The sequence below is a fragment of the Paenarthrobacter ilicis genome (assembly GCF_016907545.1).
Lineage (GTDB): Bacteria > Actinomycetota > Actinomycetes > Actinomycetales > Micrococcaceae > Arthrobacter > Arthrobacter ilicis.
In genome coordinates, this window is the sequence record NZ_JAFBCD010000001.1 from 3,887,416 (window position 1) to 3,911,041 (window position 23,626).

22 protein-coding genes are annotated in these 23,626 nt (G+C 63.4%); 13 read left to right on the forward strand and 9 right to left on the reverse strand.

The genetic code is table 11. From position 1 onward, the window contains the following. Positions 1–26 precede the first annotated feature (26 nt). Positions 27–935 carry a class C sortase gene (locus JOE60_RS17800; RefSeq protein ID WP_167267971.1) on the forward strand — a complete coding sequence of 303 codons (909 nt, stop codon included), beginning with the start codon at positions 27–29 and terminating at the stop codon, positions 933–935. 51 nt (positions 936–986) lie between these two features. Here JOE60_RS17800 and JOE60_RS17805 read toward each other — a convergent pair whose 3' ends face one another. From JOE60_RS17805 to JOE60_RS17815, 3 genes are all read right to left on the reverse strand, one after another. Then, a complete protein-coding gene (locus tag JOE60_RS17805) occupies positions 987–1,337 on the reverse strand; it encodes a hypothetical protein (RefSeq protein WP_167267972.1) in 351 nt (116 codons plus the stop codon). A gap of 69 nt (positions 1,338–1,406) precedes the next feature. Beyond that, a complete protein-coding gene (locus JOE60_RS17810; RefSeq protein WP_204814961.1) occupies positions 1,407–1,991 on the reverse strand; it encodes a DUF308 domain-containing protein in 585 nt (194 codons plus the stop codon). A 9-nt stretch (positions 1,992–2,000) separates the two neighbouring features. Further along, the gene (locus JOE60_RS17815) at positions 2,001–3,341 is read right to left on the reverse strand and encodes an MATE family efflux transporter (RefSeq protein ID WP_167267974.1); all 1,341 of its coding nucleotides are present in this window, start codon (positions 3,339–3,341) and stop codon (positions 2,001–2,003) included. Between the two features lie 42 nt (positions 3,342–3,383). Between JOE60_RS17815 and JOE60_RS17820 the strand changes: the two genes are divergently transcribed. The 3 genes from JOE60_RS17820 (at position 3,384) to JOE60_RS17830 (ending at position 5,574) form a co-directional block, all read left to right on the forward strand. Further along, positions 3,384–3,989 carry an antibiotic biosynthesis monooxygenase gene (locus JOE60_RS17820; RefSeq protein ID WP_167267976.1) on the forward strand — a complete coding sequence of 202 codons (606 nt, stop codon included), beginning with the start codon at positions 3,384–3,386 and terminating at the stop codon, positions 3,987–3,989. Positions 3,990–4,007: 18 nt separating this feature from the next. Next, positions 4,008–4,442 (forward strand): DoxX family protein, encoded by a 435-nt coding sequence (locus JOE60_RS17825; protein WP_167267978.1) that lies wholly within the window; start codon positions 4,008–4,010, stop codon positions 4,440–4,442. Positions 4,443–4,602: 160 nt separating this feature from the next. After that, positions 4,603–5,574 carry an acyl-CoA thioesterase gene (locus JOE60_RS17830; RefSeq protein ID WP_167267980.1) on the forward strand — a complete coding sequence of 324 codons (972 nt, stop codon included), beginning with the start codon at positions 4,603–4,605 and terminating at the stop codon, positions 5,572–5,574. On the opposite strand, the gene JOE60_RS17835 is transcribed toward JOE60_RS17830, so the two are convergent. Then, on the reverse strand, positions 5,571–6,134 hold the full coding sequence (locus JOE60_RS17835; RefSeq protein ID WP_167267982.1) for an arsenate reductase/protein-tyrosine-phosphatase family protein: 564 nt from the start codon (positions 6,132–6,134) through the stop codon (positions 5,571–5,573). The genes JOE60_RS17830 and JOE60_RS17835 overlap by 4 nt on opposite strands. Positions 6,135–6,452: 318 nt before the next feature. On the opposite strand from JOE60_RS17835, the gene JOE60_RS17840 reads away from it, so the two are divergent. Together JOE60_RS17840 and JOE60_RS17845 are read left to right on the forward strand one after the other, a co-directional pair. Then, complete coding sequence (locus JOE60_RS17840; protein ID WP_167267984.1) at positions 6,453–9,056, forward strand: LuxR C-terminal-related transcriptional regulator; 2,604 nt, start codon at positions 6,453–6,455, stop codon at positions 9,054–9,056. 154 nt (positions 9,057–9,210) lie between these two features. Continuing rightward, positions 9,211–9,675, forward strand: a complete 465-nt coding sequence (locus JOE60_RS17845) for a helix-turn-helix domain-containing protein (RefSeq protein ID WP_204814962.1) — start codon at positions 9,211–9,213, stop codon at positions 9,673–9,675. On the opposite strand, the gene JOE60_RS17850 is transcribed toward JOE60_RS17845, so the two are convergent. Genes JOE60_RS17850 through JOE60_RS17870 form a run of 5 tightly spaced genes read right to left on the reverse strand, consistent with a single transcriptional unit; the run spans position 9,668 to position 15,278 of the window. Further along, positions 9,668–11,056 carry a UDP-glucose dehydrogenase family protein gene (locus JOE60_RS17850; RefSeq protein WP_167267988.1) on the reverse strand — a complete coding sequence of 463 codons (1,389 nt, stop codon included), beginning with the start codon at positions 11,054–11,056 and terminating at the stop codon, positions 9,668–9,670. The two genes, JOE60_RS17845 and JOE60_RS17850, sit on opposite strands and share 8 nt — an antisense overlap. Before the next feature lie 50 nt (positions 11,057–11,106). Next, complete coding sequence (locus JOE60_RS17855) at positions 11,107–12,030, reverse strand: nucleotidyltransferase family protein (RefSeq protein WP_167267990.1); 924 nt, start codon at positions 12,028–12,030, stop codon at positions 11,107–11,109. Positions 12,031–12,034: 4 nt separating this feature from the next. Then, the gene (locus JOE60_RS17860; RefSeq protein ID WP_167267993.1) at positions 12,035–13,000 is read right to left on the reverse strand and encodes a GDP-L-fucose synthase family protein; all 966 of its coding nucleotides are present in this window, start codon (positions 12,998–13,000) and stop codon (positions 12,035–12,037) included. Beyond that, positions 13,000–14,043 (reverse strand): GDP-mannose 4,6-dehydratase, encoded by a 1,044-nt coding sequence (gmd, locus tag JOE60_RS17865; RefSeq protein ID WP_167267995.1) that lies wholly within the window; start codon positions 14,041–14,043, stop codon positions 13,000–13,002. Before gmd ends, JOE60_RS17860 begins: the two co-directional genes overlap by 1 nt. Continuing rightward, positions 14,040–15,278 (reverse strand): glycosyltransferase, encoded by a 1,239-nt coding sequence (locus JOE60_RS17870; RefSeq protein WP_208381568.1) that lies wholly within the window; start codon positions 15,276–15,278, stop codon positions 14,040–14,042. Before JOE60_RS17870 ends, gmd begins: the two co-directional genes overlap by 4 nt. A 687-nt stretch (positions 15,279–15,965) precedes the next feature. Between JOE60_RS17870 and JOE60_RS17875 the strand changes: the two genes are divergently transcribed. The 7 genes from JOE60_RS17875 to JOE60_RS17905 are packed head-to-tail and all read left to right on the forward strand — an operon-like array spanning position 15,966 to position 23,579. Beyond that, complete coding sequence (locus tag JOE60_RS17875) at positions 15,966–16,532, forward strand: DapH/DapD/GlmU-related protein (protein ID WP_204814964.1); 567 nt, start codon at positions 15,966–15,968, stop codon at positions 16,530–16,532. Continuing rightward, a complete protein-coding gene (locus JOE60_RS17880) occupies positions 16,529–17,827 on the forward strand; it encodes a hypothetical protein (protein ID WP_167267998.1) in 1,299 nt (432 codons plus the stop codon). Before JOE60_RS17875 ends, JOE60_RS17880 begins: the two co-directional genes overlap by 4 nt. Beyond that, on the forward strand, positions 17,824–19,149 hold the full coding sequence (locus JOE60_RS17885; protein ID WP_167268000.1) for a lipopolysaccharide biosynthesis protein: 1,326 nt from the start codon (positions 17,824–17,826) through the stop codon (positions 19,147–19,149). The genes JOE60_RS17880 and JOE60_RS17885 overlap by 4 nt, the downstream gene beginning before the upstream one ends. Then, positions 19,133–20,035, forward strand: a complete 903-nt coding sequence (locus tag JOE60_RS17890) for a hypothetical protein (protein ID WP_167268002.1) — start codon at positions 19,133–19,135, stop codon at positions 20,033–20,035. The genes JOE60_RS17885 and JOE60_RS17890 overlap by 17 nt, the downstream gene beginning before the upstream one ends. Next, on the forward strand, positions 20,032–21,309 hold the full coding sequence (locus tag JOE60_RS17895) for a glycosyltransferase family 4 protein (protein ID WP_167268004.1): 1,278 nt from the start codon (positions 20,032–20,034) through the stop codon (positions 21,307–21,309). The genes JOE60_RS17890 and JOE60_RS17895 overlap by 4 nt, the downstream gene beginning before the upstream one ends. Beyond that, entirely contained in the window at positions 21,299–22,363 is a 1,065-nt protein-coding gene (locus JOE60_RS17900) for a glycosyltransferase family 4 protein (RefSeq protein WP_167268007.1), read from the forward strand. Before JOE60_RS17895 ends, JOE60_RS17900 begins: the two co-directional genes overlap by 11 nt. Beyond that, a complete protein-coding gene (locus JOE60_RS17905; protein WP_167268009.1) occupies positions 22,356–23,579 on the forward strand; it encodes a glycosyltransferase in 1,224 nt (407 codons plus the stop codon). Before JOE60_RS17900 ends, JOE60_RS17905 begins: the two co-directional genes overlap by 8 nt. Positions 23,580–23,626: the final 47 nt, after the last annotated feature.

A 23,626-nucleotide genomic window follows, 5' to 3' on the forward strand; every position in this document is an offset into this window, starting at 1 on the left:
CCATGCCACAGCCCCAGACTTCCACCATGCAACCGCAACCCCCCAAGCGCTGGCGACGAATCCGCGATGCCTGGAGCCTCCAGCGCGTCCTCATTGTTGTTGTCGCCGTCGTGGGGGTAGGAGTACTGCTGTACCCCACAGCCGCTGCCTGGTTTTCCGATCGCGTCCACGCAACCCAGATCAGTGGGTACGCCAATACCGTGGAGAGCCTCTCGCCATCAGCCCAGCAGGAACTGCTGGACCAGGCCAGGCAATTCAACCGCGAACTTCCCGCCGGCCCCCTCCGTGACCCTTACTCCCTGAACAACAAAGGTGAGAAGACCGTGGTGGGCGCAGGGTCCGAGGCCTACAAGAAGCTGCTGGACGTGGGACCCGGCGGCATGATGGGCCGCATCAGCATTCCTTCAATCCATACGGACCTGCCCATTTTCCATGACACGGATGAGGACACCCTGTCCAAGGGTGCGGGGCACCTCTTCGGCTCTGGGCTTCCGGTGGGAGGGACGGACACGCACAGTGTCCTCACTGCCCACTCCGGCTTCGTCAACGCCACCCTCTTCGACAACCTGGACAAGGTGGCCAAGGGTGATGTCTTTTCCGTGACGGTCCTGGGCGAGACCCTCTATTACAAAGTGGACCAGATCCTCACAGTTCTCCCCGAAAACACCAATGACCTCCGGAAACTACCCGGCAAGGACCTGATCACCTTGGTCACCTGCACCCCCCGTGGCGTCAACAGCCATAGATTACTGGTGAGGGGCGAGCGCGTGGATGCTCCTCCGGCCGATTCCGCCCAGACGCTCCCCAGCCAGGCCGCCGATCCGGGCTTCCCTTGGTGGGCACTTGCCTTCGCGGGCACGGCAGCAGTGATGGTGGTGGTCACCAGGCCACGCAAGCGCAAGGCCACCCACCCAGGCGGACATTCTCCGGAGTAGTCTCCGGGCACGAAAAAGCGCTCCCCCACCGAGGTGGGGAAGCGCTGGAAGTCAGCGTCCGGCGTCGGGCGTCTCGGGCCGATCATCGGAATTCAACGGATTCCCCGTACCGTGGGCGGGGCGCTTGGAGCTGAGGTTCACGCCCGAGCCCTTGCCCAGGTGATCGGCGTTTTCCTTGTAGCTCATGGACAGCATGGCGGCAACGACAAGGCTCACGATGAATGCGATGCCCGCTCCCGTAAAGGCGAGGTCGAAGCGCGGCGTCCGGGCGCTGCCACCGGAAGCGAAGATCAGCACGGCAACAAAGGCCAGCACTGCAAAGAACGCGGAGAACATGAGGGGTCCCTTGACCGAGGTCCGCATCTTGCGCGGCTCTCCTGGTGTCTGGTCTGCCACAGTCATTCCTCCAATAATGGCGCACGGGTGTCCGCCGGTCCGCAAAAGTTCTACAACAAGTAGAACGTCCAGCTACTAGTTTACGGCCTCCGGCGAGGCACCGGGAGCAGCGCCCTGGACACTCCCGTTGGCTCCGGAGCGGGCGTCGTGCCGGAGAGTCAGTCCGGAGAGCATCCACAGCACGCCGGAAATGATGGCACCCCCGCCGGCCACGCCCAACAGCGCGTGAGCTCCCAGCGAGGTGAAGAACGGCAACAACGCCGCGGTGCCAACGGAAATGAGCCCGGAGATGAGCCAGTCACGGGACACCGCGTCCCGTTTGCGCAGGCCTTGCAGGAACTCCAGGAGTCCCAGCACCAGCAACGCCACCATGGCCGAAAGGGCCACGCCTTCGTCGGATTGGGTCACCAGCGCCCCCAGACCACCCAGGGCCACCACCGCAGGCACAGCCACGGGAAGTGAGCGCATTTTCCACACGGCAGCTGCCGTGGCCAAGAGGTAGATCCCCACGGCCCAGGCCATGACGTGCACTGACGGCGTGGTCCAGAAAATGGTGACAGCACCGAAGACCAACGCAGCGGTGGCCCGGAACAGCACCGGTTTCCAAAGACCCACCAAGGGAGCAGGCGAGGTCTGGGCAGGAGTCGTTGGGAGAGTCACCCGTCCAGTTTAGTGCGAACCCAGCACCATCCATCGATCCGTGCGGGTCCGCAACCCCAAAGTGACTCCGCGGGCCAGCATGTAGCCCAGCGCGAAGGCGGCCCACAACCACAGCAGCCCCGCCGCGCCGTCGGGCTTCAGCTGGTGGACTGCCACCAGCAGCGGCAAGTAGACGGCAAGATTTACGACGCCGGCAATCGCCAAATAGCGCGCGTCGCCGGCGCCGATCAGGACCCCGTCCAGGACAAAGACGTAGCCCGCCAGCGGTTGGCCCACGGCCAGGACCCACAGGGCAACGGTCAGCGCTGACCGGACGCCCTCATCAGGGGTGAAGAGGTACCCCGCCCACGGGGCCGCAATGGCCAGGAGCGCCCCGGTGATGATGCCGAAACCCAGGCCCCAACGGACCATGGTCCGCGTCAGTTCCCGCACCCTCCCGGCATTGCGGGCCCCCAGCTCCTTGCCGATCAGCGCTTGGGCGGCGATGGCCAGGGCATCAAGGGCGAATGCCAGGAAGGAGAAGATGGTCATGGCCAATTGGTGGGCTGCCAGGTTCACGGCACCTTGGGCCGTCACCACCAGCACCGTGGCCAGGATCGCCAAGCGAAGGCTGAGCGTACGCAACATGAGCCACGAACCCACCTTGGTCATGGCCCTGATGCCGCGCCAGTCCGGCTTCAGGGACACCCCATGCCGCCGGGAATTTCGCCCCACCATTACCAGGTACACCGCCGCCATGGCCCACTGCGCAATGCTGGTTCCCATCGCAGAGCCGGCAACAGACAGGCCCAGCCCGTACACCAGGAAGAAATTCAGTGCCACATTCACCGCAAAACCTGCGGTGGCCACCAGCAGCGGAGTCCGGGTGTCCTGCAGCCCGCGGAGCACGCCGGTACCGGCAAAGATCAGGAGCATGGCCGCGAGGCCGGGCATGGACCACCGCAAATAGTCGACGGCGAACCCGCGCACCTCGCCGGTGGCGCCCATGAACCCCACCAACGGCTCAGCCGCGAGGAAGCCCACCACCGCCAACACCACGCCCAGCAACAGTGCCAGCCACACGCCGTCGCGCCCTGCCGCGAGTGCCTTCCCGAGCTTTCCGTCGCCGATCGCGCGGGCCACCGCAGGGGTGGTGGAGTAGGCCAGGAACACCATGAGGCCCACCACCGTGTGCAGGATGGTGGATGCGAGCCCGACTCCGGCAAGCTGGTCCACTCCCAAATGCCCCACGATTGCGGAATCCGCCAGCAGGAACAGGGGTTCGGCTATGAGAGCACCAAAGGCGGGGACGGCCAGGCGCAGAATCTCGCGGCCATTGGAACGGGCGGTGGTGGTTGTGGTCTGAGGCACTAAACCAGACTAGTGGCCCGGCGGGCGGGTACATTTATGGCCGTGTCCAACCAGCATCCCGTCACTGTTTCCGTGGCCCGCACCATCCTTCCCGGCTACACGCGGCAAGCGAACGCGTGGGCGCACGCCGGCCAGGAACTCGCCCGCGAATGGCCCGGCTATCTCGGTTCAGGCTGGGTCCGGAACGGGCCCGACTCCAACGAGTGGCACATGCTGTATCGCTTTGCGGACGCCGGCTCGCTGCAGGGCTGGGAGGAATCCGAGGAGCGGCGTTGGTGGATCGACAGCGCCAGGGACATGATGGAGACCACCCGCGTGGAGCGCCACACGGGCATCGAGGGCTGGTTCACGCAACCGGGCGATGTGTCAGTGGTGGTCCCGGAAACCGTGGTTCCGCCGCGCTGGAAGCAGGCCATCAGCATCTTCCTGCCGTTTTTCCCACTGAGCCTGCTGGCCAACTTCCTGCTGCATCCGCTGACCCAAGAGTGGCCCCTGGTCTTCCAGGTCCTCCTGAACATCGTGATCCTGACGCCGCTGATGACGTACATCTTCCTCCCCATCACCACGCGGCTTCTGCAGCCGTGGCTTCAGGCTCCCCACCGTGGTTCTGGTCATAAGAAGCCATCATTAGTTGACTCTTCAACTTAATTCCTTGAGGGTTGAAGTATGAACACATCCAGCTTGACCACCACAGCCCTGACCATCCTGCGTGTTGTTGCAGGATTCCTCTTCGCCGCGCACGGTTGGCAGAAGTTCAACGAATTCACCATTGCCGGCACCCAGGCATCCTTTGCGCAGATGGGGGTACCCGGAGCTTCCGTGGTGGCACCCATCGTGGCCACCCTGGAACTGGTGGGCGGCATCGCCCTCATCCTCGGCCTCCTGACCCGCGTCTTCGCCGCCCTTCTTGCCGTGGACATGCTGGGCGCACTGTTCCTGGTCCACGCCCCTGCAGGCATCTTCGTCGGCAATGGCGGCTACGAGCTGGTGCTGCTCTTCGCCGGCGCAGCCCTCGCTTTGGCACTGGCAGGGGCGGGAAAACTCTCCGCAGACGCCGCACTCTTCGGCCGCCCGGGCTCCAAACTCCGCGTCCTGGCCTAACCCCCACCCGCCCCTCTCTCACATAACACCCCTAATTTCCGATCGCTCTCTCACTCTCCTCAGGAAAGTGAGAGAGCGATCGGTTTAAGCGGGTGGGATGTGAGAGAGGGACGGACGACTCAGTCGCGTAACAGAAACTCTCCGACAGTAAACTTCCAGCATGAGCGACGCTGCCGAGAAGTCCGTAACCCTTCGCTTCCTGGCGGCTCCCACCGATGTGGGGCACAGCGGATCCGTCGACGCCGGCACGGTCCTTGAGTGGGTGGACAAAGCCGCCTATGCAGCCGCCGTCGGGTGGGCCAAGTCCTACTGTGTGACCGCTTATGTGGGAAACATCCACTTCACGGATCCCGTGAACAGCGGCGACATGGTGGAAGTGACCTCCACCATCGTGTACACGGGCCGCTCCTCCATGCACATCCACACCACCGTCAGCTCCCGGGATCCCAAAGGCGGGCCTGAGACAATGCACAGCCAGTGCATGGTGATTTTTGTTGCAGTGGGCCCGGGCGGCAAGCCAATTCCCGTTCCCCAGTTCGAACCCTCCACGCCGTCCGAAATAGAACAAAGGGACCACGCTTTGGCGCGGATTGGCGTCCGTGAGCAAATCGTGAATGCAATGAACGCCCAAGAATATACCGACGCCGGAACGGCCGAGCGCGTCACGCTGCGGTTCATGGCGTCCCCCACTGATGTGAATTGGGGAGGGAAAGTCCACGGCGGCATCGTGATGAAGTGGATTGACGAAGCCGCCTACGTTTGTGCTTCACGATATTGCGGCAAGGACACCGTTGCGGTCTTTTCCGGCGGCGTCAGGTTCTACCGGCCGCTGCTGATAGGACACGTGGTGGAAGTGGAGGCCAGGTTGGTCTACACCGGCGCCAAGGGCATGCACATTGCTGTCCATGTCCGCTCGGGTGATCCAAAAACCCGGGAGATGAACCTGACCACCTACTGCCTCACAGTGATGGTGGCGCGGGATGAAACCGGCACTGCGGTTCCCATTCCGGAATGGATACCGGAATCGGATGAGGACAAGAAGTTGCACGCCCACGCCCGTGAGCTGCTGGAGATCCGGGGTCGAGCCCCCGGGAACCGCCTCCCGGACCACCTGCTGAAGGCCGCCAACTAGCCCGGTATGCTGCTCTTCCGCTGCAGGATCACACCGGCCTCGATGATGGTACTGATACCGGGGAGCAACTCCGCGGCCATCAGTTCGTAGGCATCCGGCCCCAAGCCGTAGGGATCGGTGACGTCGTCCAGGGCCGGGTCATCCGTTGCGGCGTGATGCCTGAAGGTGTGGGCTGTTGCAACGACATCCACCCACGAACCGCCAACATATTCTCCAAGAGGCATATGCTGGAGGATCCTGGCAAACTCCCTCAGCGTGAAAGTCCGCTTGAGTGCGGAGGGCACCAAGGAGAGCACCTCCGGCCGGTGGACCGCAGCCAGGATCAGCACCAGATCGGCGGAGAGAATGTGCTCCGGGGTCAGTTGGCGGGCCCTGAAGCTTTCCAGGCTGGCCCCGATTCCGGCTGCAAGATCCCGGGATCCGGTCTGCGCCGCCTTGCCATGGTGCGCGTGGGTTCCCGCGCTGGTCACGGCGAAGCGACCCGGCGCCACCTCATCCATGCCGGCCTGCAGGACCACCTCGGCCAGGGGTGAGCGGCAAATATTTCCGGTGCATACCACGAGAATTCGAAAGGTTTCCAGGGGAGGGCCCGCGTCACCTTTCGATGTTTTTTCAGGGTAATTCAAGGATGCCTCTCTATTTAGTCTGGTACAAATGCACCGTACATCCGTGGTTCGCATCAAGATTCATTCCAATTCCCAGTGTCCTCCCTAAAATCCCTGCCCGCAAAGGGAACAGCCCGGCTGGTGTTCAGGCTAATTTCCATCTGTACCCTATGAACGGTCTTTTGAAAAAACCCACTATTTCACAACACGATTAATATCCAAGTTGCACAGGTCATATGGACGGAAACAGCCAGAGGTATTGGAGGCCGGAAATTGCGTGACAATGAGGTTGATCGCGTGCTGGGGTACGTCGCCAAAGGCCTGACTGTCAGGATCATCGGGGCGCCAGGCAGCGGGCGGACCAGATTCGCGCGGGAGGTCGCGGCCAAACTTGAGGATGACGGCGTCGCTCTTTACTCCATGTTTGCTGCCCCTGCGCTGGCATCTGTGCCGTTCGCCGGAATCCTTGCCCTCGGGTTGGACATCCGGTCAAGAACCGTGGGCGTACTGGGAATGGCGGATCTCCTGTCGGCAGACTTGGCCAGGACCGAGTCCCCGGTGATCATCATCGACGATGTTGACAGCTTGGACAAGGAGTCCTTGGCGGTGGTGAACATCGTCAGGACGCGTACCAAAGTACCGCTGGTCATCACCATGAATGACCGCCCTTTCCACCCGAAGTCTCCAGCGGGGGCGCTTGGAAGCATTGCGGACGCCACAGTGCGGTTGACGCCCTTGGGATACGCGCAGGTCAACAGGCTGATGGCCTCCATGCTCGGTGCGCCGGCGGAGGTGGATGTGGTGGCCCACGTGCTGACAAAGTCCGGAGGCAATGTCCGTTTGGCGGTCCGCATCATCGAAACAGCCGTGCTCAGCGAACGGCTGGTCCTCAAGGACGGACGTTGGTGCATGAGCGGCGACGGCTTGATGAACGAGCACCTGCACGGGGCCGTGGAGGCCTTGTTCCACGGCCTCCGGGCCGAGGAAATCCGCGCCTTGCGGAAGATTTCGCTCCTGGGCCCCACCCCGGTGAGCCGGCTGGTCACCAGCATTGGCGAGGAGGCGCTGGACAACCTCGAAGCATATGGCCTGATTTCGGTGGTTTCAGGTCCGGATGGAGCACCTTTGGCTACAGTATTCCCGCCGATAGTGGATGATTACCTGCACGCCCACACTTTCGGGTCCAAGAGGATCCTGCACAGCGCGGTGGCCAGCCACGTGGGACAAGACTCCGAAGAGCGGCAACAACCTGATGCCACGGACGATCTCCTGTCGTCAGCGGCTTCCACCCTCCGGAGCGAGATGGGGAGCAACCACGCTGCCAGCACACGTTACTTCCAGCAGCGGCTCGAAACCATGGAACGGCTCCACTACCAAGCTTGGGACAACCAGCCCACCGTCGCCAATGCGGTGAAGCTCCTGAGTATCTATTGGGGTGCCCCTGCCGACACCCAGCGGCTTCAGGAAATCTTCCATCGGACGGACACCCGCGGCTATGCCGTAGAGGACCTGTTCTTCTTCAGCATGACGCTCTCCTGGTGGACGTACGGCACGGGGCATGACCTTCCCGGCGCCCTTGCGGTCATGCATACTTTGGCCTCTGATGAGCCCAAACTCGCATCAGAGGCCGCAGCCTTTGCCGAATTCCTTGAACGAATCAGCGGAAACCGCCCAACAATCCAAGCAGCCCAAACCATTCCAACAACCCATGATTCGGACATCACCGCCATCCTCCAGGCGGCAATGGAACTCTTTTCCCTCAGGCCCCAGCGGGCCCTGGACGTCCTGCCATCGGCAACCAACCACCCCCACCTTCACCGCTTTGAAGCCTTCATCAGCGGCCTGGGTGTTCTCTTCACCGGCCACGCAGAGAAAGCCCTGGACCTGGCTCTCAAGGCCCGTCAACAGGCGCTGGAAGCGGTGGACCAGTTTGGCTTCGTGAGCCACAGCTATATTGCCGCGCTCTCCCTCCTGCACCACGGCTTGTTCGATGAAGCCGAGTACCTGATGGGCCGCGCTTTCTCGCTGGGCCGGCCGGGACTCCTGGTGGATGCCTTGCACACTGCCATGCTGGGCCTGTCTTCCCTCCGGGACATTGGAGCGGGAGCTCCCTTGGAAAACTCCAAGGGAGCCAGGGAGGTGGGTCCTCTCCCGGGAACCGGAACCGCCCTGCAGCTTCTGGCCGCCAGCCGTCCCGTCAGCGCGAAGGCCTTCGACCACGACGCCTGCCTTTTGGTGAAGAAATCGTTGGAGAACGATTTCGCCCTGGAGGCCATGCACACCGCCATGTTCGCGCTGGGACTTCTTCCAGGCCCACGTCTGCTGGAAATGCTTCACCGGATTCTGGCCGACTCCGACATCACGGCCCACCGCCAGTTCCTCGCCATCGCGGACGCCGCGGTGGTGGGTGACTTGACCCGCCTGAGGGACCTGCTGGCCACCTACATCATCGACGGCGACACGTACCAAATCGCCATGCTTCTCCGCGGCGCCGAACAGCGGTGGCAGCTCAGCGGGGAGCCGACGGCGGCTACCGAACTGCGGCGGGCCGGCAAGGAGTTCATGGATCGCTTCCAGCCGATGGGAACCATCATCAACTTCAGGTCGGAACCACCAGGGTCATCCCTGACCCTACGGGAAATCGAGGTAGCAATGCTGGCCGGCCAGCAGAGCAACCAGGACATTGCTGAACATTTCGGGATCAGCATCAGGACCGTGGAAAGCCACATTTCCAATGCACTCAGAAAGACCGACACCACCACTCGAAGGCAGCTCGCGGACCTGATCCAGAACGTCCCCAGGGCTGTCCTCTCCAGCACCATGGAGGACTTCCAAGGCCATGACACCACTCGATTCAACGCCATTTCCGGCATCTAGCGGGAATCCCATGCTGAAATCACAACACCACTGGTCCGCTTTCCGTTCGCCCCAGCGGCCCGAGCCCGCAGACAAGCTCGTCCTTCAGGTAGTGAGCCGCAGCCGCCAATTCACGGCCCTGGTCCACTAGGCCACGGCGTCCTTGCCGGTGAAAGTGACCGGCGCTGTCACCATCGTGGATGGCACGCTGCCGGATCTTGAGGCGCAGGTCTTCGCGCAGGTTCGGGAAGGCAAAGCAGTCCTGGTGTATGGAGGGGTCCTGCACAGCTCGCGCGTCCTGCACCTTCTTGGCCTGGGTGTCCGGGGCTACGTTCCGGAAACTGCCACGTTGAAGGTCCTTCTGGGCGCCATGAAGAGCATCTCCGAAAACGGCACACACCTCCCCTTCGACCCGGCATCGGGCCGTGAGCCGGTTGCCTTGACTGCGGCCGAAAAGATCGCAGCAGATGCTTACCTTCTGACGGACCAGGAGTTGTCCCGCCTTGACGTTGCCAAGAAGCTGGGCATCGCGGACGCAACGCTCCGGAACCATTTGGCCTCAGTGAGGCGCAAGCTGGGCGTTGGTCCGCGAACCAGCCGGGCAGCATTGGGCCGCCGCTACCGGGCCACGCTCAAATAACAGCGGCCTCCCGGAGCTCTGCGAGACCGGCTTCCAACGCCCCATCCGGGGAAATGCTGCGGTCGGACCAGAAGCGGCGGCCCGGCGCTCCAACGGACCAGCCGGCGGCTTCCCAGTCTGAAACCTGCAGAACGTTGCGGCCGTCAATGATCTTCCGGGCGTTGGTCCGGGATGCGAGCATTTCCGGTGTGAGGGTCCTGAATTCCTCCCATTCGGTGAGCACCAGGACCAGTTCCGCTCCGGCCACGGCGGCCTCCATGGACGCGGCGTAGTGAATCCGGGGAAACCGCCCGTGCGCATTGGCGCTGCCGGCGGGGTCGTAGACGCTGACGGAGGCGCCTTCTGCGCGAAGCTTTTCGGCAATATCCAGTGCTGGTGAATCACGGACATCATCGCTGTCCGGTTTGAAGGTGACACCGAGGACAGCGATCTCGCGGTCCCGCAGGGAACCCAGCATCGCCCGGGAGAGCCGGACCATCCGGGACCGGCGCCGGAGGTTGATTTGGTCAACCTCATCAAGGAACTGCATGCTGCGCGAGAGACCCAGCTCACCGGCGCGGGCTTGGAGCGCGCGGATGTCCTTGGGCAGGCATCCACCGCCGAATCCGACTCCTGCGTTGAGGAAGCGGCGGCCAATGCGCTCATCCAGTCCTATGGCGTCGGCCAAAGTCCTGATGTCCCCTCCTGCGATCTCCGTTATTTCAGAAAAGGCGTTGATGAAGGAGATCTTGGTGGCCAGGAAGGCATTGGCTGCCACTTTCACCAGTTCCGCCGTTTCAAAGTCCGTGGAAATCAGCGGGACCCCGTCTTCAAGGGCCGCCTCATAAACTTCCCGAAGAACCAGTTCGTGCTCCGGGGAATCGACACCGATTACCAAGCGGTCCGGGCGCAGCGTGTCAGCGACGGCGAACCCTTCCCGGAGGAATTCAGGATTCCAGGCAATGCCCACATTCACGCCGGGGTTCTTGTTGTCCCGGACAAGCTCTTTCAACCGTCGGGTGGTGCCCACCGGCACGGTGGACTTCCCAACAATCAGGGCATCCCGGGTGATGTTCCGGGCCAACGAGGTGGTGGCGGCGTCCACGAACGACATATCAGCACCACCGGAAGCCGGGTGCTGTGGCGTTCCCACCCCGATGAAGTGCACGTCGCCCCATGCGCCCACTTCCTCATAGGACGAGGTGAAGCGCAGGCGCCCGCTGGCCACGTGCTTCTGGAGGAGCTCAGGCAGGCCGGGCTCGTGGAACGGCAGTTGTCCCTGTGACAGAGATGCCACCCGCGCCGGGTCAACATCCAGGCCAAGCACGTCGAACCCGAGTTCTGCCATACAGGCGGCGTGCGTGGCCCCCAGATAGCCGGTGCCGATGACGGTGATGCGCATAAATCCTCGCTTTAGAATGGTTGCAGTTGCTGGTATCAGGTCCAGGGGGTTCAGTGACGACGGCGGGAACGGATCTCGCGCAGTTCGCGCAGGATCTGGAGGGAGTCACCCAGGCCGCGCCACATTCGCAGGAGGCGGTAGGGGAACTGCCTCCAGAGGGTGATGTCCTTGAGCCGCAGGTCGTGCCAGGCGATGGACTCCTTGGACGGAAACAACGCCTGCCACAACGCAGCTGGCTTCTGCCGCCAAGGAATCTCCATCAGGTGGAAGAGCCGGAGGGTCGCTGGACGTTGCGCCTGGGTGCGGAGGATCCAGTCCAAGGGCGGCTCGGGAAAGTCGTGGCCGGCAGTCTCCGGGAACGTCGTGAACACCGGGCCCAGAGCCCCCAAGGCGCCCAACCCGGCTGACCGGCGGTAATGCCTCGCAGGATCCTCGGCCATGATCCGCTGGCAAAACGCGATATCCCCCAGCACGCCGGCCGTTGGGCTCCGCAGGGCATGGAGCAAGGTCACCAGGAGGGCATCATCGCCGTCGAGGGTCCATACGCGGTGGCCTCCCAGCTGGACTGCCTTCCTGCGGCTCCACAACTGGTCGAACACCGACGCTTCACCGGCGTAAAAGCCGGGGAATCGCCAATGCACGTCAATGTCGGAGGGCCACCGGGGGTTGAGGAATGTCCGCGAATGGTCCGGGAACGCTTCGGAGACCTCATGAATCCTTGCTTCCCAGCCACTCCGTTCCAGCCCGGTAAGGAGTTCTTCCATGTGGGATCGATCCACCAGCACATCGAGGTCGCAGGAGGACCTGTCCGGCCGTGCCCCCAGCAGCGTGGCGGCGGGTCCTTTGATGACCAGGACCCTGAGGTTGCTCTCCTCCGCAATGTGGGACACCAGGGCAGCCGACAGCTGGATGGACTCATCCAGGCGAAGGACCTCATCGGCGGACTCCGGTGTTGGGGATGGGGGCAGGTCCACGGAGCTAGTTCCTGTGGTCGTTCCGGTTTTCCTTGAACCACTGGTAGGTGGCAGCGATCCCTTCCTCCAGAGAAATCCCTGCGGTCCAGCCGCGTTCCCCCAGCTTGGACACGTCCATGAGCTTGCGCGGAGTACCGTCCGGTTTGGTGGCATCCCAGACGATGTCGCCGTCGTATCCCACTGCCGCGGCCACCAGGTCCGAGAGCGCCTTGATGGTCAGATCGGAGCCCACACCCACGTTGACGTGTTCCGCCCCGTCGTAGTTTTCCAGCAGGAACAAGCAAGCCTCTGCGAGGTCGTCCACATGCAGAAGTTCCCGGAGCGGAGAGCCGGTACCCCAGTTGGTGACTGACGATGCACCGCTGGTTTTCGCTTCATCAAACCGGCGAATCAACGCGGGCAGAACGTGCGAGCCTGCGGGGGAAAAGTTGTCCCCGGGGCCGTAAAGGTTGGTGGGCATGGCCGATATCCACGGCAAGCCGTACTGTTGGCGCACGGACTGCACCTGCAGGATGCCGGAGATCTTGGCAATGGCGTAGGCCTCGTTGGTTTTCTCCAGGGGCCCGGTGAGGAGGTACTCCTCCTTCAACGGTTGTGGCGCCAGACGTGGATAGATGCAGGACGAGCCCAGGAAGAGCAGCCGCTCAACGCCGTACTTTTGGGCAGCATCCATGACATTTACCTGGATCTGGACGTTCTCGCTGAGGAAGTCCGCCGGGTAGGTGCTGTTCGCGAGGATGCCGCCCACCTTGGCGGCCGCGAGCACCACATAGCGGGGCGTCTCTCTTTCGAAGTATGCGAACACCTCGGACCTGTTCCGCAGGTCCAGCTCCTGGGAGCGTGCGCCCAGAAGGTTGGTGAACCCTTCGGCGTCGAGCTTCCTCCACACAGCGGATCCCACAAGGCCCCGGTGCCCGGCCACATAGAAGGGGGCAGAACGGTCCAGTGTGCCCGGACGGAACACTGCCATCAGGCGTGCACTTTCCAGCTGGGCAGATTGACGGCGTCAATCCAGGCGTTTCCTGCGCTGTCCAAGGCGGCGATATCAGCGTCGACCATGAGGCGGGCCAGCTCGGGTGTGCGCACGGTGGGTTCCCAGCCGAGCTTGTCCTTGGCCTTGGAGTAGTCTCCGATCAAGGCCTCCACTTCAGTGGGGCGGAGGTAGCGCTCATCGAAGCGGACGTAGTCCTCCCATTTCAAGCCAACGTGGTCGAAGGAGTACTGGAGGAAGTCCTTGACCGTGTATCCGTCGTTGGTGGCCAGGACAAAGTCCTCGGGTTCGTCGGCCTGCAGCATGCGCCACATGCCTTCCACGTACTCGGCCGCGTATCCCCAGTCGCGGACGGCTTGGAGGTTGCCCATGTGCAGCTCTGTTTGTTTTCCTGCCTTGATGGCAGCTACGGCGCGGGTGATTTTGCGCGTGACAAACGTTTCTCCGCGGCGTGGCGATTCGTGGTTGAACAGGATGCCGTTGACGGCGAACATTCCGTAGGCTTCGCGGTAGTTCTTGGTGATCCAGTAGCTGTAGACCTTGGCTGCGCCGTAGGGAGAGCGTGGATAGAAGGGCGTCTCTTCATCCTGCGGGGGTGGGGTGGCGCCGAACATTTCGGATGAGGACGCCTGGTAGAAGCGTGTTTCGATTCCGGACATGCGCACGGCTTCGAGGAGCCGGATAGTGCCGATTCCGGTGGTGTTTCCCGTATGTTCCGGCTCATCGAAGGACACCCGGACATGGGATTGGGCAGCCAGGTTGTATACCTCGTCAGGGCGGATCGAGGCCAGCAACGTCACCAGCCGGGCGCCATCGGAGAGGTCTCCGTAGTGGAGGAAGAGCCGCGCGTCATTGTTGTGCGGGTCCATGTAGAGGTGGTCTATGCGTGCTGTGTTGAAGGTTGAGGCGCGGCGAATGAGACCGTGCACCTCGTACCCTTTTGAGAGCAGCAACTCTGCGAGATATGAGCCGTCCTGGCCCGTTATGCCTGTTATGAGAGCTTTCCTGGCCACGGTTGTCATCCTTCTTTTTGATGCGCGAGGTCGCTTAACCACGCGTAATAGCTGTCGATTGCGGCTTTTTCCGAGAGGAGCTTTTCGCTGTATTCGCGTCCTGCCGCCCCGAATTCCTCGGCCGTGCGGGGATCATCCTGGAGTTGTTCGATCGCTGCGATGAGATCGGCGGGGACGCCCGGCTCCACCCTGAGGCCGGCCCCGGCAGCGGTCATTTCGTGTGACGTTGCACTGCCTTCTTCGGTGGCCGCCACAATGGGCCTGCCCGTGATGAAGTAGCTGGTGAGTTTGCTGGGTACGGACATTTCCCGGACGCCGGGCCGTTCATTGACGATCAATACATCGGCGGAGCGGAGTGCCTCGGAGTAGGCGCGGTCCGGTAGCGGCTCCAGGAACTGCAGCCTGTCCACGCCGTGGGCTTTCGCTTCGAGGGCGCTGCGCTGGTTGCCGTTGCCCAGAAGGACAAAGCGGACATCGCTGCCGTTGCCGGTTGCCAGTTGCGCGGCCTCGAGCACGTTTTCGAGGCCTTGCTTGACACCCATGTTGCCTGCGTGGAGGGCCACATAATCCTTGGGTGCCCAACCGAGCCGTTCCCGGGCCGTCGACCTGTCAAAGGAAGGGTGGTGGTTGACGTGGGTCCAGTTCCTGATCACACGGACACGGTCCGCAGGCACACCCAACTGATCGACCACGGTGTCCCGGAACCGTTCGTGGATCACGCTCACTTGATCGGCCCTTGAGAGGATCCAGGACTCCAAGCGCCTCATAATGGATGTGAAGCGTGAGGAGGGGTTGCCGGTTTCCTCCATGCCTTTGCTGTAGAGGTCCTGGACCCAGATACCCACCGGGATGCGGAACAACCTGGCCCGCAGAATGGCGAAGGCTGCTGAGAACAGCGCTGGACTGACCACCAGGACAGCGTCCGGACGGTTCCATCGTTGGATCACGCTGTGCGCACCGAACGTCGCCTCCATCAGGAGGCGCCCAGCGCCGGTGGGGCGGCTGGGGATGGTGGAACGCAAGCGCCGGACATGCACAGCACCGTGCTTTTCATCCATGCTGAGGCCTTTGTAGCCGGCGGCAATTTTCCATTGCGGATAATGCGGGTAGCCGGTAATGACATTGACGGTCATTCCCCGGGCTGCAAGACCTTCAGCGAGTTTTGTCGTGTAAGGGGCATTTCCGCTGGGTTCGGGTGAATAGTTGAGGCCTATGACCAGGGTTTTCACGAGCCTGCGGACCATGCGCTGATGAACAATGGCCCAAACAATGTCACTGCGTGTCCCACGATAATTCCGGCCAACAAAGCAATTCGCCGCCCTTTGTTTCCCGGTAATTCCTGCTGTTCAGCCGGTGCCGCCGGAAGTGCGCGCATTTGGAGGCTTGGGTGTGCCGGCTTGTGGGCGGGGGCGCAGCCGGCAATTCTTGGCGAACGATCCAGTACGGTCGTCGTGGTGTCCATGGGTCCTCGTCATTTGTTTTTACGGATTACCCATTGATTCTGTTGGCCGGCTTTCTACCCCGAGACGGGACAGGAGCCTCCTTCTCCGTAGTGGCTCGGCGTCCGGGCGCGGTAAGCCGCACGCGAGGGCGCAGCTCCGGGCAACCCGGCCCGGATGCCTCCGTGTAGGTGCGGCGTGCCGTGCGTGGGGCGCGGTCGGCTAACTGCGTATAAGAGGGAAGGCGCTGCCGCGGATCCCGGAACGGGGCGGACACGCAGGCTGTCCGGCCAGGGCCACGCAGGGACCACCGAACCCCCACGGAGGACCAACGGCAGGCCCGACGGCGGGACTTGCAGGCGGCCACTGGGCGCACCGGCAACCAGCCAGGCAACGCGCTACCCACCACGGAGGGCAGCGGCGGCAACGGCCTACGCGGTGCCCTGCCCCGGACATCATCGAGGGGTACTCCCGGATGGACAGGAATGGCGTATGGACCGCATGAAACTTGGAGGCTTCACAGGCGCCGGCTACGACAAGGGGCGGGGCTTGCTGTGGCAGGCCGCCTGGTTTGCCGTTCAGAATCTTGTTTTCAGGGCATGGTGGTGCCCGTCCTCCCTGCGGGTCCGCATCCTGCGGGCTTTTGGAGCCTCAGTCGGCCACGGCGTGAAGATCCGCCATGGCGTCACGGTTCACTGGCCGTGGAAGTTGAGCGTGGGAAACAACGTGTGGATTGGCGTGGATGCCTGGATCCTGAACCTTGAGCCCGTGGACATCGGCTCGGACTGCTGCATTTCCCAGGGCGCTTTCCTCTGCACGGGAAGCCACTCCTTCACCTCCCCCACCTTCGAATTCGACAACGCGCCCATAGCAATCGGCAACGGCACGTGGGTGGGCGCCCGGGCAACGGTGCTGCGGGGCGTGACCATTGGTGAGGCGTGCCTGGTGGGGGCCTCGGTTCTTGTGGTGAAGGATGTTCCCTCCGGAACCCGGGTCCTCTCGCCTGCCGGCGCTTCCCTGCCCATGCCTTCTTTGCACCGGACCGGTGGGGTGCATTGATCACCCTTGCCGTATGGATCGGCTTCTGTTTGGTTCTCAGCATCGTTTTTCTCCGGCGGATGCATTTTGTGCTCGCTGCGGTGATCGTGGCGAGGATCCTTATCCCCGGCGTGGTCCAGAACGAGGTCATGACGGGCCTGCACCCTTCCACGTATTTGTTCCTGGTGTTCCTTGTTGTCCAAGCCGCGTTTGCCCCGGCCCGCTTCCTGCAGGCTCTCCGCTCGGCCGGCTTATGGCCGCAGCTGGTCCTCGCCGCCATAGCGGCAGTGATGATGGCCGACGTCGGAAATCCCGGCAGCGCTGGACTGCTGGATACCGCCATGTTCGTCCTGGGCATGGTGTGGGCGCCGTACTACGTGTATGTCTTCATGCGGCACGCTATCCGCACCATCCCCGCAGCCGGGGTCACGTTGGTGGTCACCTTTGTTCTCCTGGCGTTGGCGGAGGTGGTGCTGTCCCAACTGCAGGTGGCTACCGGCCGGCCGCTTGTCTGGGAGGATGCTTTTTCCCGCATCTGGCTCACCGGAACCAGGTCCGAGCTTGGTGCCGCGATCGGCACTTTTGGCCACGGCATCCAGGTGGGGGTATTTTTTGCGGCCGTGATGCCGCTGCTCGCTTGGGTTCGCTCGGCACTGCTGCGGTATGCGGTGGCTTCAGCAATCCTGGTCACGGTTCCGTTGGCCTACGGGCGCATGGGCTTGGTCCTCACGGTCATTGGATTTGTGTTCCTCATGACCCTGGGCAGCCGTCACCTTATCCGCAGTGTGCTGTTCGGTGCGGTTGCTGTTGCTGCGTTGGTGGTCAGCATCCAGGGCGTGGCGGGTGAAAAGCTGCTGTTGAAGTTCGAGGACGACAACGGTTCGGCCGCCCTCCGCGTTGCTGCCTTCGACTGGTTCTGGGCCCACACCGGGGAATTCACGGCGGGCGGCTACCCGGGTGACCGGGACCTCAAGGGCGTGGGCACTTTGGGGTCCAGCCTGGAAAACGGCTACTTCATGATGGCGCTGATGTTCGGCATTGTGGCTGTCCTGGCGTTCGTGATTTTCATGGTTTTCCTCCTCGCCACAAACTTCAGGTCTGGCAACAGGGACACCTGGCCGGGGGTGGCATCGGCCGCCTTGGTCATTGTGGCCATCAACGGCTACAGCTCCATCGGCGGCAATTCCGTTGACGTGCATCTCTTTTGGTTCGTGCTGGCGATGAGCAGCTGCTCTCCCGCGCTGACCGCCCAAGCCGGGGTCCGGCGTCGTAAGGCAGTTCCTTACAGTTCCTGGCGGGCCCAGTTGGCGTCATGAGCACAGGCACCCATGGAAGCAGGATTTTTTACGCAGTCGCCGGTTCGGCCGTCACGCCCTTGATGTCACTGGCCACGGCGCCCATCCTGGCCCAGGCGTTGGGCGTGGAGGGCCGCGGTGACCTGGCGGCAGGCATGGCGCCCATGCTGTTTGCGGTGGCTGTTGGCGGCCTGGGCATTCCGGAAGCCTTGACGTTCCATGTGGCCCGGCAGGCGCGGGGTGCCCGCCGATCGGTGCGGAGGGCCTTCGCCCTTTTGACGGTACTCGGCATACTCTCGGCAGGCGCGGTGGCGTGGAGCGCACCGCTGTTGGCCGGAGACAACCCTGACATCCGGCAGCTGATGTATGTGACCGCGGTGCTGTGCGTGCCCACGTATTGGGCTTCCATTCCCGCTAGCGTCCTGGCCGGCACCCATGCCTGGAAGCTATCGGCGGTGGTTGACTTCGCTGTGGCCGTGGTGCGGCTGCTGCTCCTGGCAGCGTTGGCGTGGACCGACGCACTCACCCCCTTGAGCGCCACCGTGGTGATGCTGGGCGTGCCGCTCATCAAGGGAGTTGCCACCTTCCCCTACCTGCTCAAGTACCGCCGCGGACACGGGAGCGCCACGGCCAAGAGGGTCCGACTGCTCAGCTACGGAAGCCGGTTGTGGATCGGATCATTGGCGGGCGTCATGTTGTTGCGGCTGGACCAGCTGCTGATGGTTCCGCTGGCCGGTGCTGTGCAGCTGGGGCTCTACGCGGTGGCCGTCAGCGTGGGCGAAATTCCGGCGGTCCTCGCCGGCGCGGTCCGAAACGTCGTGTTTTCCGCGGACGCAGCGGAAGCGGACGACGGCGGAGCAACCGACCGCCTTCAGCAAACCGCGCGCCTCACTTCCGCAGCCGCCGTCGGGGCAGGTTTAGCCATCGGATCGGTGCTGCCATGGGCAGTTCCGCTGTTTTTCGGTCCGCAGTTTGAGCAGGCCGTGGCGGTGGCATGGGTGGTGCTGGCCGGAGTGGTGCTGGGAACTCCAGGATCCGTTGCCGGTGCAGGGTTGAGCGCGCGCGGGCGTCCCGGTCTCCGGAGCTGGGGAATGGTGATCGGGGCACTGTTCAACACCGCCGTGCTCCTTGCCGCTGTTCCCGCTCTTGGTGCCTTGGGCGCAGCACTGGCCACCGTGGCCGGGAGCGTCATCGCCGGGACCATGAACATCGTGTGGCTGCGGCTGAAGTTCGGGATCCGCGTGGCTGGCTTTTACGGACTCAGGCGAAGCGACCTGCAACTGGTGTTGAAGAAACTCGTTCGAACAACAAGGAAGAAGAACGTACATGCCGTTTCCATCTAGCCCAAGGCAGCAGCTTGCCTTGGACAGTCCCTTGCCGGGATTCCCCCGGGCTGCCTGCAAAGCAGCCCTGATCGGTGCGCTGAGGCGGCGCAACCACTTTTCCCGGCAGAGCGTGAGGGGCTCCGCCCGCGCGGTGGTCAGCATGACCTCCTACGGCAAGCGTTTGGACATCGTGGGGCATGCTTTGGAATCCCTGGCTGCGGGGTCGGTCCGGCCAGCCCGTTTGATCCTTTGGGTGGATGAACCGGCGTTCGTTGTTTCCCGCTATCCCATGCTCCAGCGCTTGGAGCGAAGGGGGCTGGAAATCCTCCACTGCGAAGACCTGGGACCGTACAAGAAGTACTACCCGTACTGTTCCGCCTACTCCCGTGACAACCTGCCCCTGGTCCTGGCCGACGACGATTTGTTGTATCCGCGGCGGTGGTTGGAAGTGCTTCTGAGGGCCTACAACTCCAGTGGCCCCGACGAGATCCCCGCCTACCGGGCCCACCGCATGCACACCTTGCCTGATGGAACACTCGGCGCCTACAACAACTGGCGCCCGGCACCTGTGGGGTCCTCCAGCCATGCCAACTTCCTGACGGGTGGAGCCGGAGTGATACTCCCTCCCCGGATGCAGGAAGCTATCCGCCAAGCAGGCACGGCCTTCCGGGAACTGGCACCGCGCGCGGATGATATTTGGTTGAATGCCCTGGCCATCCGTTCCGGCGTCCAGCGCCGCGTCATCAACGCCGAAGGGCAGCACCTCACCCTCTACCCACGCTCGCAAGGCGATGCCCTGCATAACCACAACGTGGGACAGGGACACAACGACGTCCAGTTGGCCGCCGTCTTTGGGCCGGCTGAGATCGCAGCCGTGGCTGCAGAAATGGCAGGCCGTCCATGATGCGCCCGGACACCCCCCACCCTTCCAACCACACCGTGCTGGTTCATCCGTTCGGGAACGAGAATGTGCGGCAAACCCTGTCCGCCCTCAGTGAGCATCAGCTTCTGGCGTCCTTCGTGACGTCCATCGGGTGGACCCGGCCCGGATCCCTGGCACGCTTTCGGGCGGCAAGATCACTGATTGACCGCCGGTTGTTTCCCATGGTGGAGGACAAGGACCTGCACGTAGCACCCGCCAGGGAGCTTGTCCGGAACGTCCTCCTGCGGGCGCAGCCTGCCCCGGTGAGGCGGCTTGGCGCAGCTTCCGGACCACTGTCTGCCCACTGGGTTGCCCACAAGGTGGAGACCCAGGCGATCAAAACCCTTCTCAGCGCCGACGGGCCACGGAGCGTTTATGGGTATTCGACGTTCGCCGCCAGGGTTTTTGAAGCGGCGCGGCCCCTCGGCATGGAAACAGTTTTGGAGGTACCCCACGTGCACTGGGCTACCACCAGGTACTGGGCAGAAAGACTGGTGGACCGGGAACCCGGCTGGGCGGTGACGGCCCGGCAGGATCTTGTCTCCAGTGCCATCCATTCGCTGGAATCACGTGAACTGGATGCGGCAACCCGGCTCATCTCGCCCTCAGCACAGGTCACGGAGAGCCTCCGGGCGGTGGGGGTGAACGGCCACATCACGGAAATTCCCTATGGCTGCCCGGACGTCGCTGATGGACAGGAACCCCTTCGGTGGGATGGCAAGGGGCCTTTGAAGGTCCTCTTCGTGGGACGCATCGTTGGGATGAAAGGCATCGCGGACGTGGTGTCGGCTGCCAAAGCCATGGGGAGCTCCGCCACGTTCACCGCAATAGGCATGCTCCCTGGAGAAACGTTCCCGGCGCTGGAGGACATGCTGGGAGTGGTGGATTACCGCGGGACCATGGCGCGGAGCCGGATTCTCCAGGAAATGCGCAACCACCACGTACTCGTCCTGCCAAGTTTGGTGGAGGGCCGTTCCCTTGCGGCGCTTGAGGGACTGAGCCAGGGTCTGCCTGAAATCGTCACTGTGGGCAGCGGCGTGGATGATCTTGTCCGGCAAGGTGCCGGGGAGGTTGTGGACAGGTTCGCCCCCGGGCAGATTGTTGCCGGGCTCCAGCGGTTCATTGATGAGCCGGGGTTGGTGGAGGAACGGAGCATCAGGGCGTTGGAGTTGGCCCGCGATTCCGGGTGGGGGCCCTTCCGTACGGGGATCGCCGGATTCCTGACCTCGATTGGAGGTGACACGCATGAGCAATGAACCGTTGAAGATCGCCCTGTTTGCCCATGTGTTCTACCCCAGTGTGGGCGGAGTGGAGATTACCTCGGACATCCTGGCCAGGGGGTTCATGGACCGGCATGGAGCCCGCGTTGTGGTGGTCACCAACACAGCCGCCCCTGACCCGGAGCGGCTGTTCCCCTATCCCGTCATCCGCCGGCCATCACCATGGCAACTGGTGAAGCTGATCCGGGGTGCCGACGTCGTATTTCACAACAACCCGGCCATCTCCCTGTGGTGGCCTTTGGCGCTGGTCCGCAAGCCGTGGCTGGTGACGCTGCGGATGTGGATCACCATGCCCGGCCAGAAGCTCAGCGGCCTGGAGCGGATCAAGTACGCCGCCAAGTACTGGATCATCGGGCGCGCGGATGTGATCGCAGCCAACAGCAAGGTCCTTGCGGACCATGTCCGCCAGGAGGTGGAGGTGATTCCCAACAGCTACCGGGACAAACTTTTCACGCTCCTGCCGGGTGTGGAACGCGATCCGGTGGGTGTGGTCTACCTGGGGCGGCTCAGCCATGACAAGGGAGTGGACCTCCTGATCCAGGCAGCCGCCCGCTTGGTCCAGGAGGTGGACGGCTTCAGCCTGACGATAGTGGGCGACGGCGCCGAGCGGGCCGCGCTGGAACGGCTCGCTGAAGACAGCGGGCTGGGTGGGGCAGTCACGTTCCTTGGTTCCTTGGGACCCGAGGAATCCAACCGTGTCCTCAACCGGAATTCCCTGGTGGTCATCCCCAGCCGCATGCCCGAGCCGTTCGGGACCGTGGCCGTGGAGGCCGCGGCAGCGGGCTGCGTGGTTGTCTATGCAAACCACGGCGGACTTCCGGACGCGGCGGGTGCCCAAGCCGTGGGGTTCACTCCTTTGGACAGTGAAGACCTGCACCGTCAGCTCAGTGCGTTACTGCGGGAACCCGAGGACGTCCAGGTTAGGCGCGAGGCCGCGGCGGTTCACGCCGAACGGCACCGGGAAAGCATCATGGTGGACCGCTACTTCGCCGCCGTGAAGCGGACTTTGCAGGAGGCCGAACGTGGCTGATGGCGGTGGTGTAAAGGTGAACGGCGAGCCCCTGACAGGAGTGCCCTTGAAGATTGTCCAGGTTGTCACGTTGGTCAGCCCGGACGGAGCCTACGGCGGGCCCGTCCGGGTGGCACAGAACCAGGCGCAGGAACTCGCCGCCCGCGGGCACAAGGTGCAGGTGTTTGCAGGCATGCGGGGCCGGGTTGATCCGTCATATTTCGGTCCTGGCGTGGCAACCCGCCTCTTCCGGGCTGTGCGCGTGCTGCCGAAAACCGGCTTCGCGGGTATGGCGGCACCGTCCATGCTGAGGCAGCTCTGGCGGGCTCTGAAGGAGGCCGACGTAGTGCACCTGCACCTGGCCAGGGACTTGGTGATGCTCCCCGCAGCCGTGCTCTGCCTGCTCCGCGGCGTTCCGGTGGTGGTCCAATCCCACGGGATGATCGATGAATCGGACAGCAAACTCGCCGCACTCCTGGACAAGGCCATCACCATCCGTGTTCTGCGGGCCGCTCACCGCTGCTTCTGGTTGACCCCTGAGGAGCGCAACTCCCTCCAGAACCTGATGGGCGGCGATGACGGAGCACTGGAGCAGCTGGTCAATGGCGTCCCGGCCTCCCGGTACCGGGCGGAGGCCCCCGGCGACTCCGTTGAGTTCCTGTACCTCGCACGGCTGCAGAAGCGGAAGCGGCCAACCGTGTTGGTGGAGGCTGCGGCCCGGCTGGCCTCCGTGAGCCAGCGGGGTTTCGGGGTGGCGTTTGTTGGACCGGATGAGGGTGAAGAAGCAGAAGTACGACGCCGGATCCAGGGTTCCGGGGCCGCTCACCGCATGCGTGTGGAGGGTCCGCTGCACCCCCACCGCACGGTGGACAGGATGCGGCGCGCTTCAGTGCTTGTTCTGCCCTCCGTCCATGAACCGTTTCCCATGAGCGTGTTGGAGGCCATGTCCGTGGGCCTGCCGGTGGTGGTGACGGACAGCTGCGGCCTTGCACCGTTCATTGAGTCCGCCGGTGCCGGCCTGGTGTGTGATTCCTCTGTGGAGAGTCTCAGTGCTTCCCTGCTGCGGTTCCTGGAGGAGCCCGGCCTCTGGGAATCCACGGCTGCGGCGGCACTGAACCTCGCGCAGCAGACCTTTTCCATGGGACGCGTGGCGGAGCAGTTGGAAGGGGTTTATGGCTCGGTTTCCGGGACACAAACTCCGTCCCCGGCTACGGACATCGCCCCTGGCCACCACTGAGGACGGGACGGGCCCGGACACTGATCCGGCCGTGCCGTCCCGTAGGC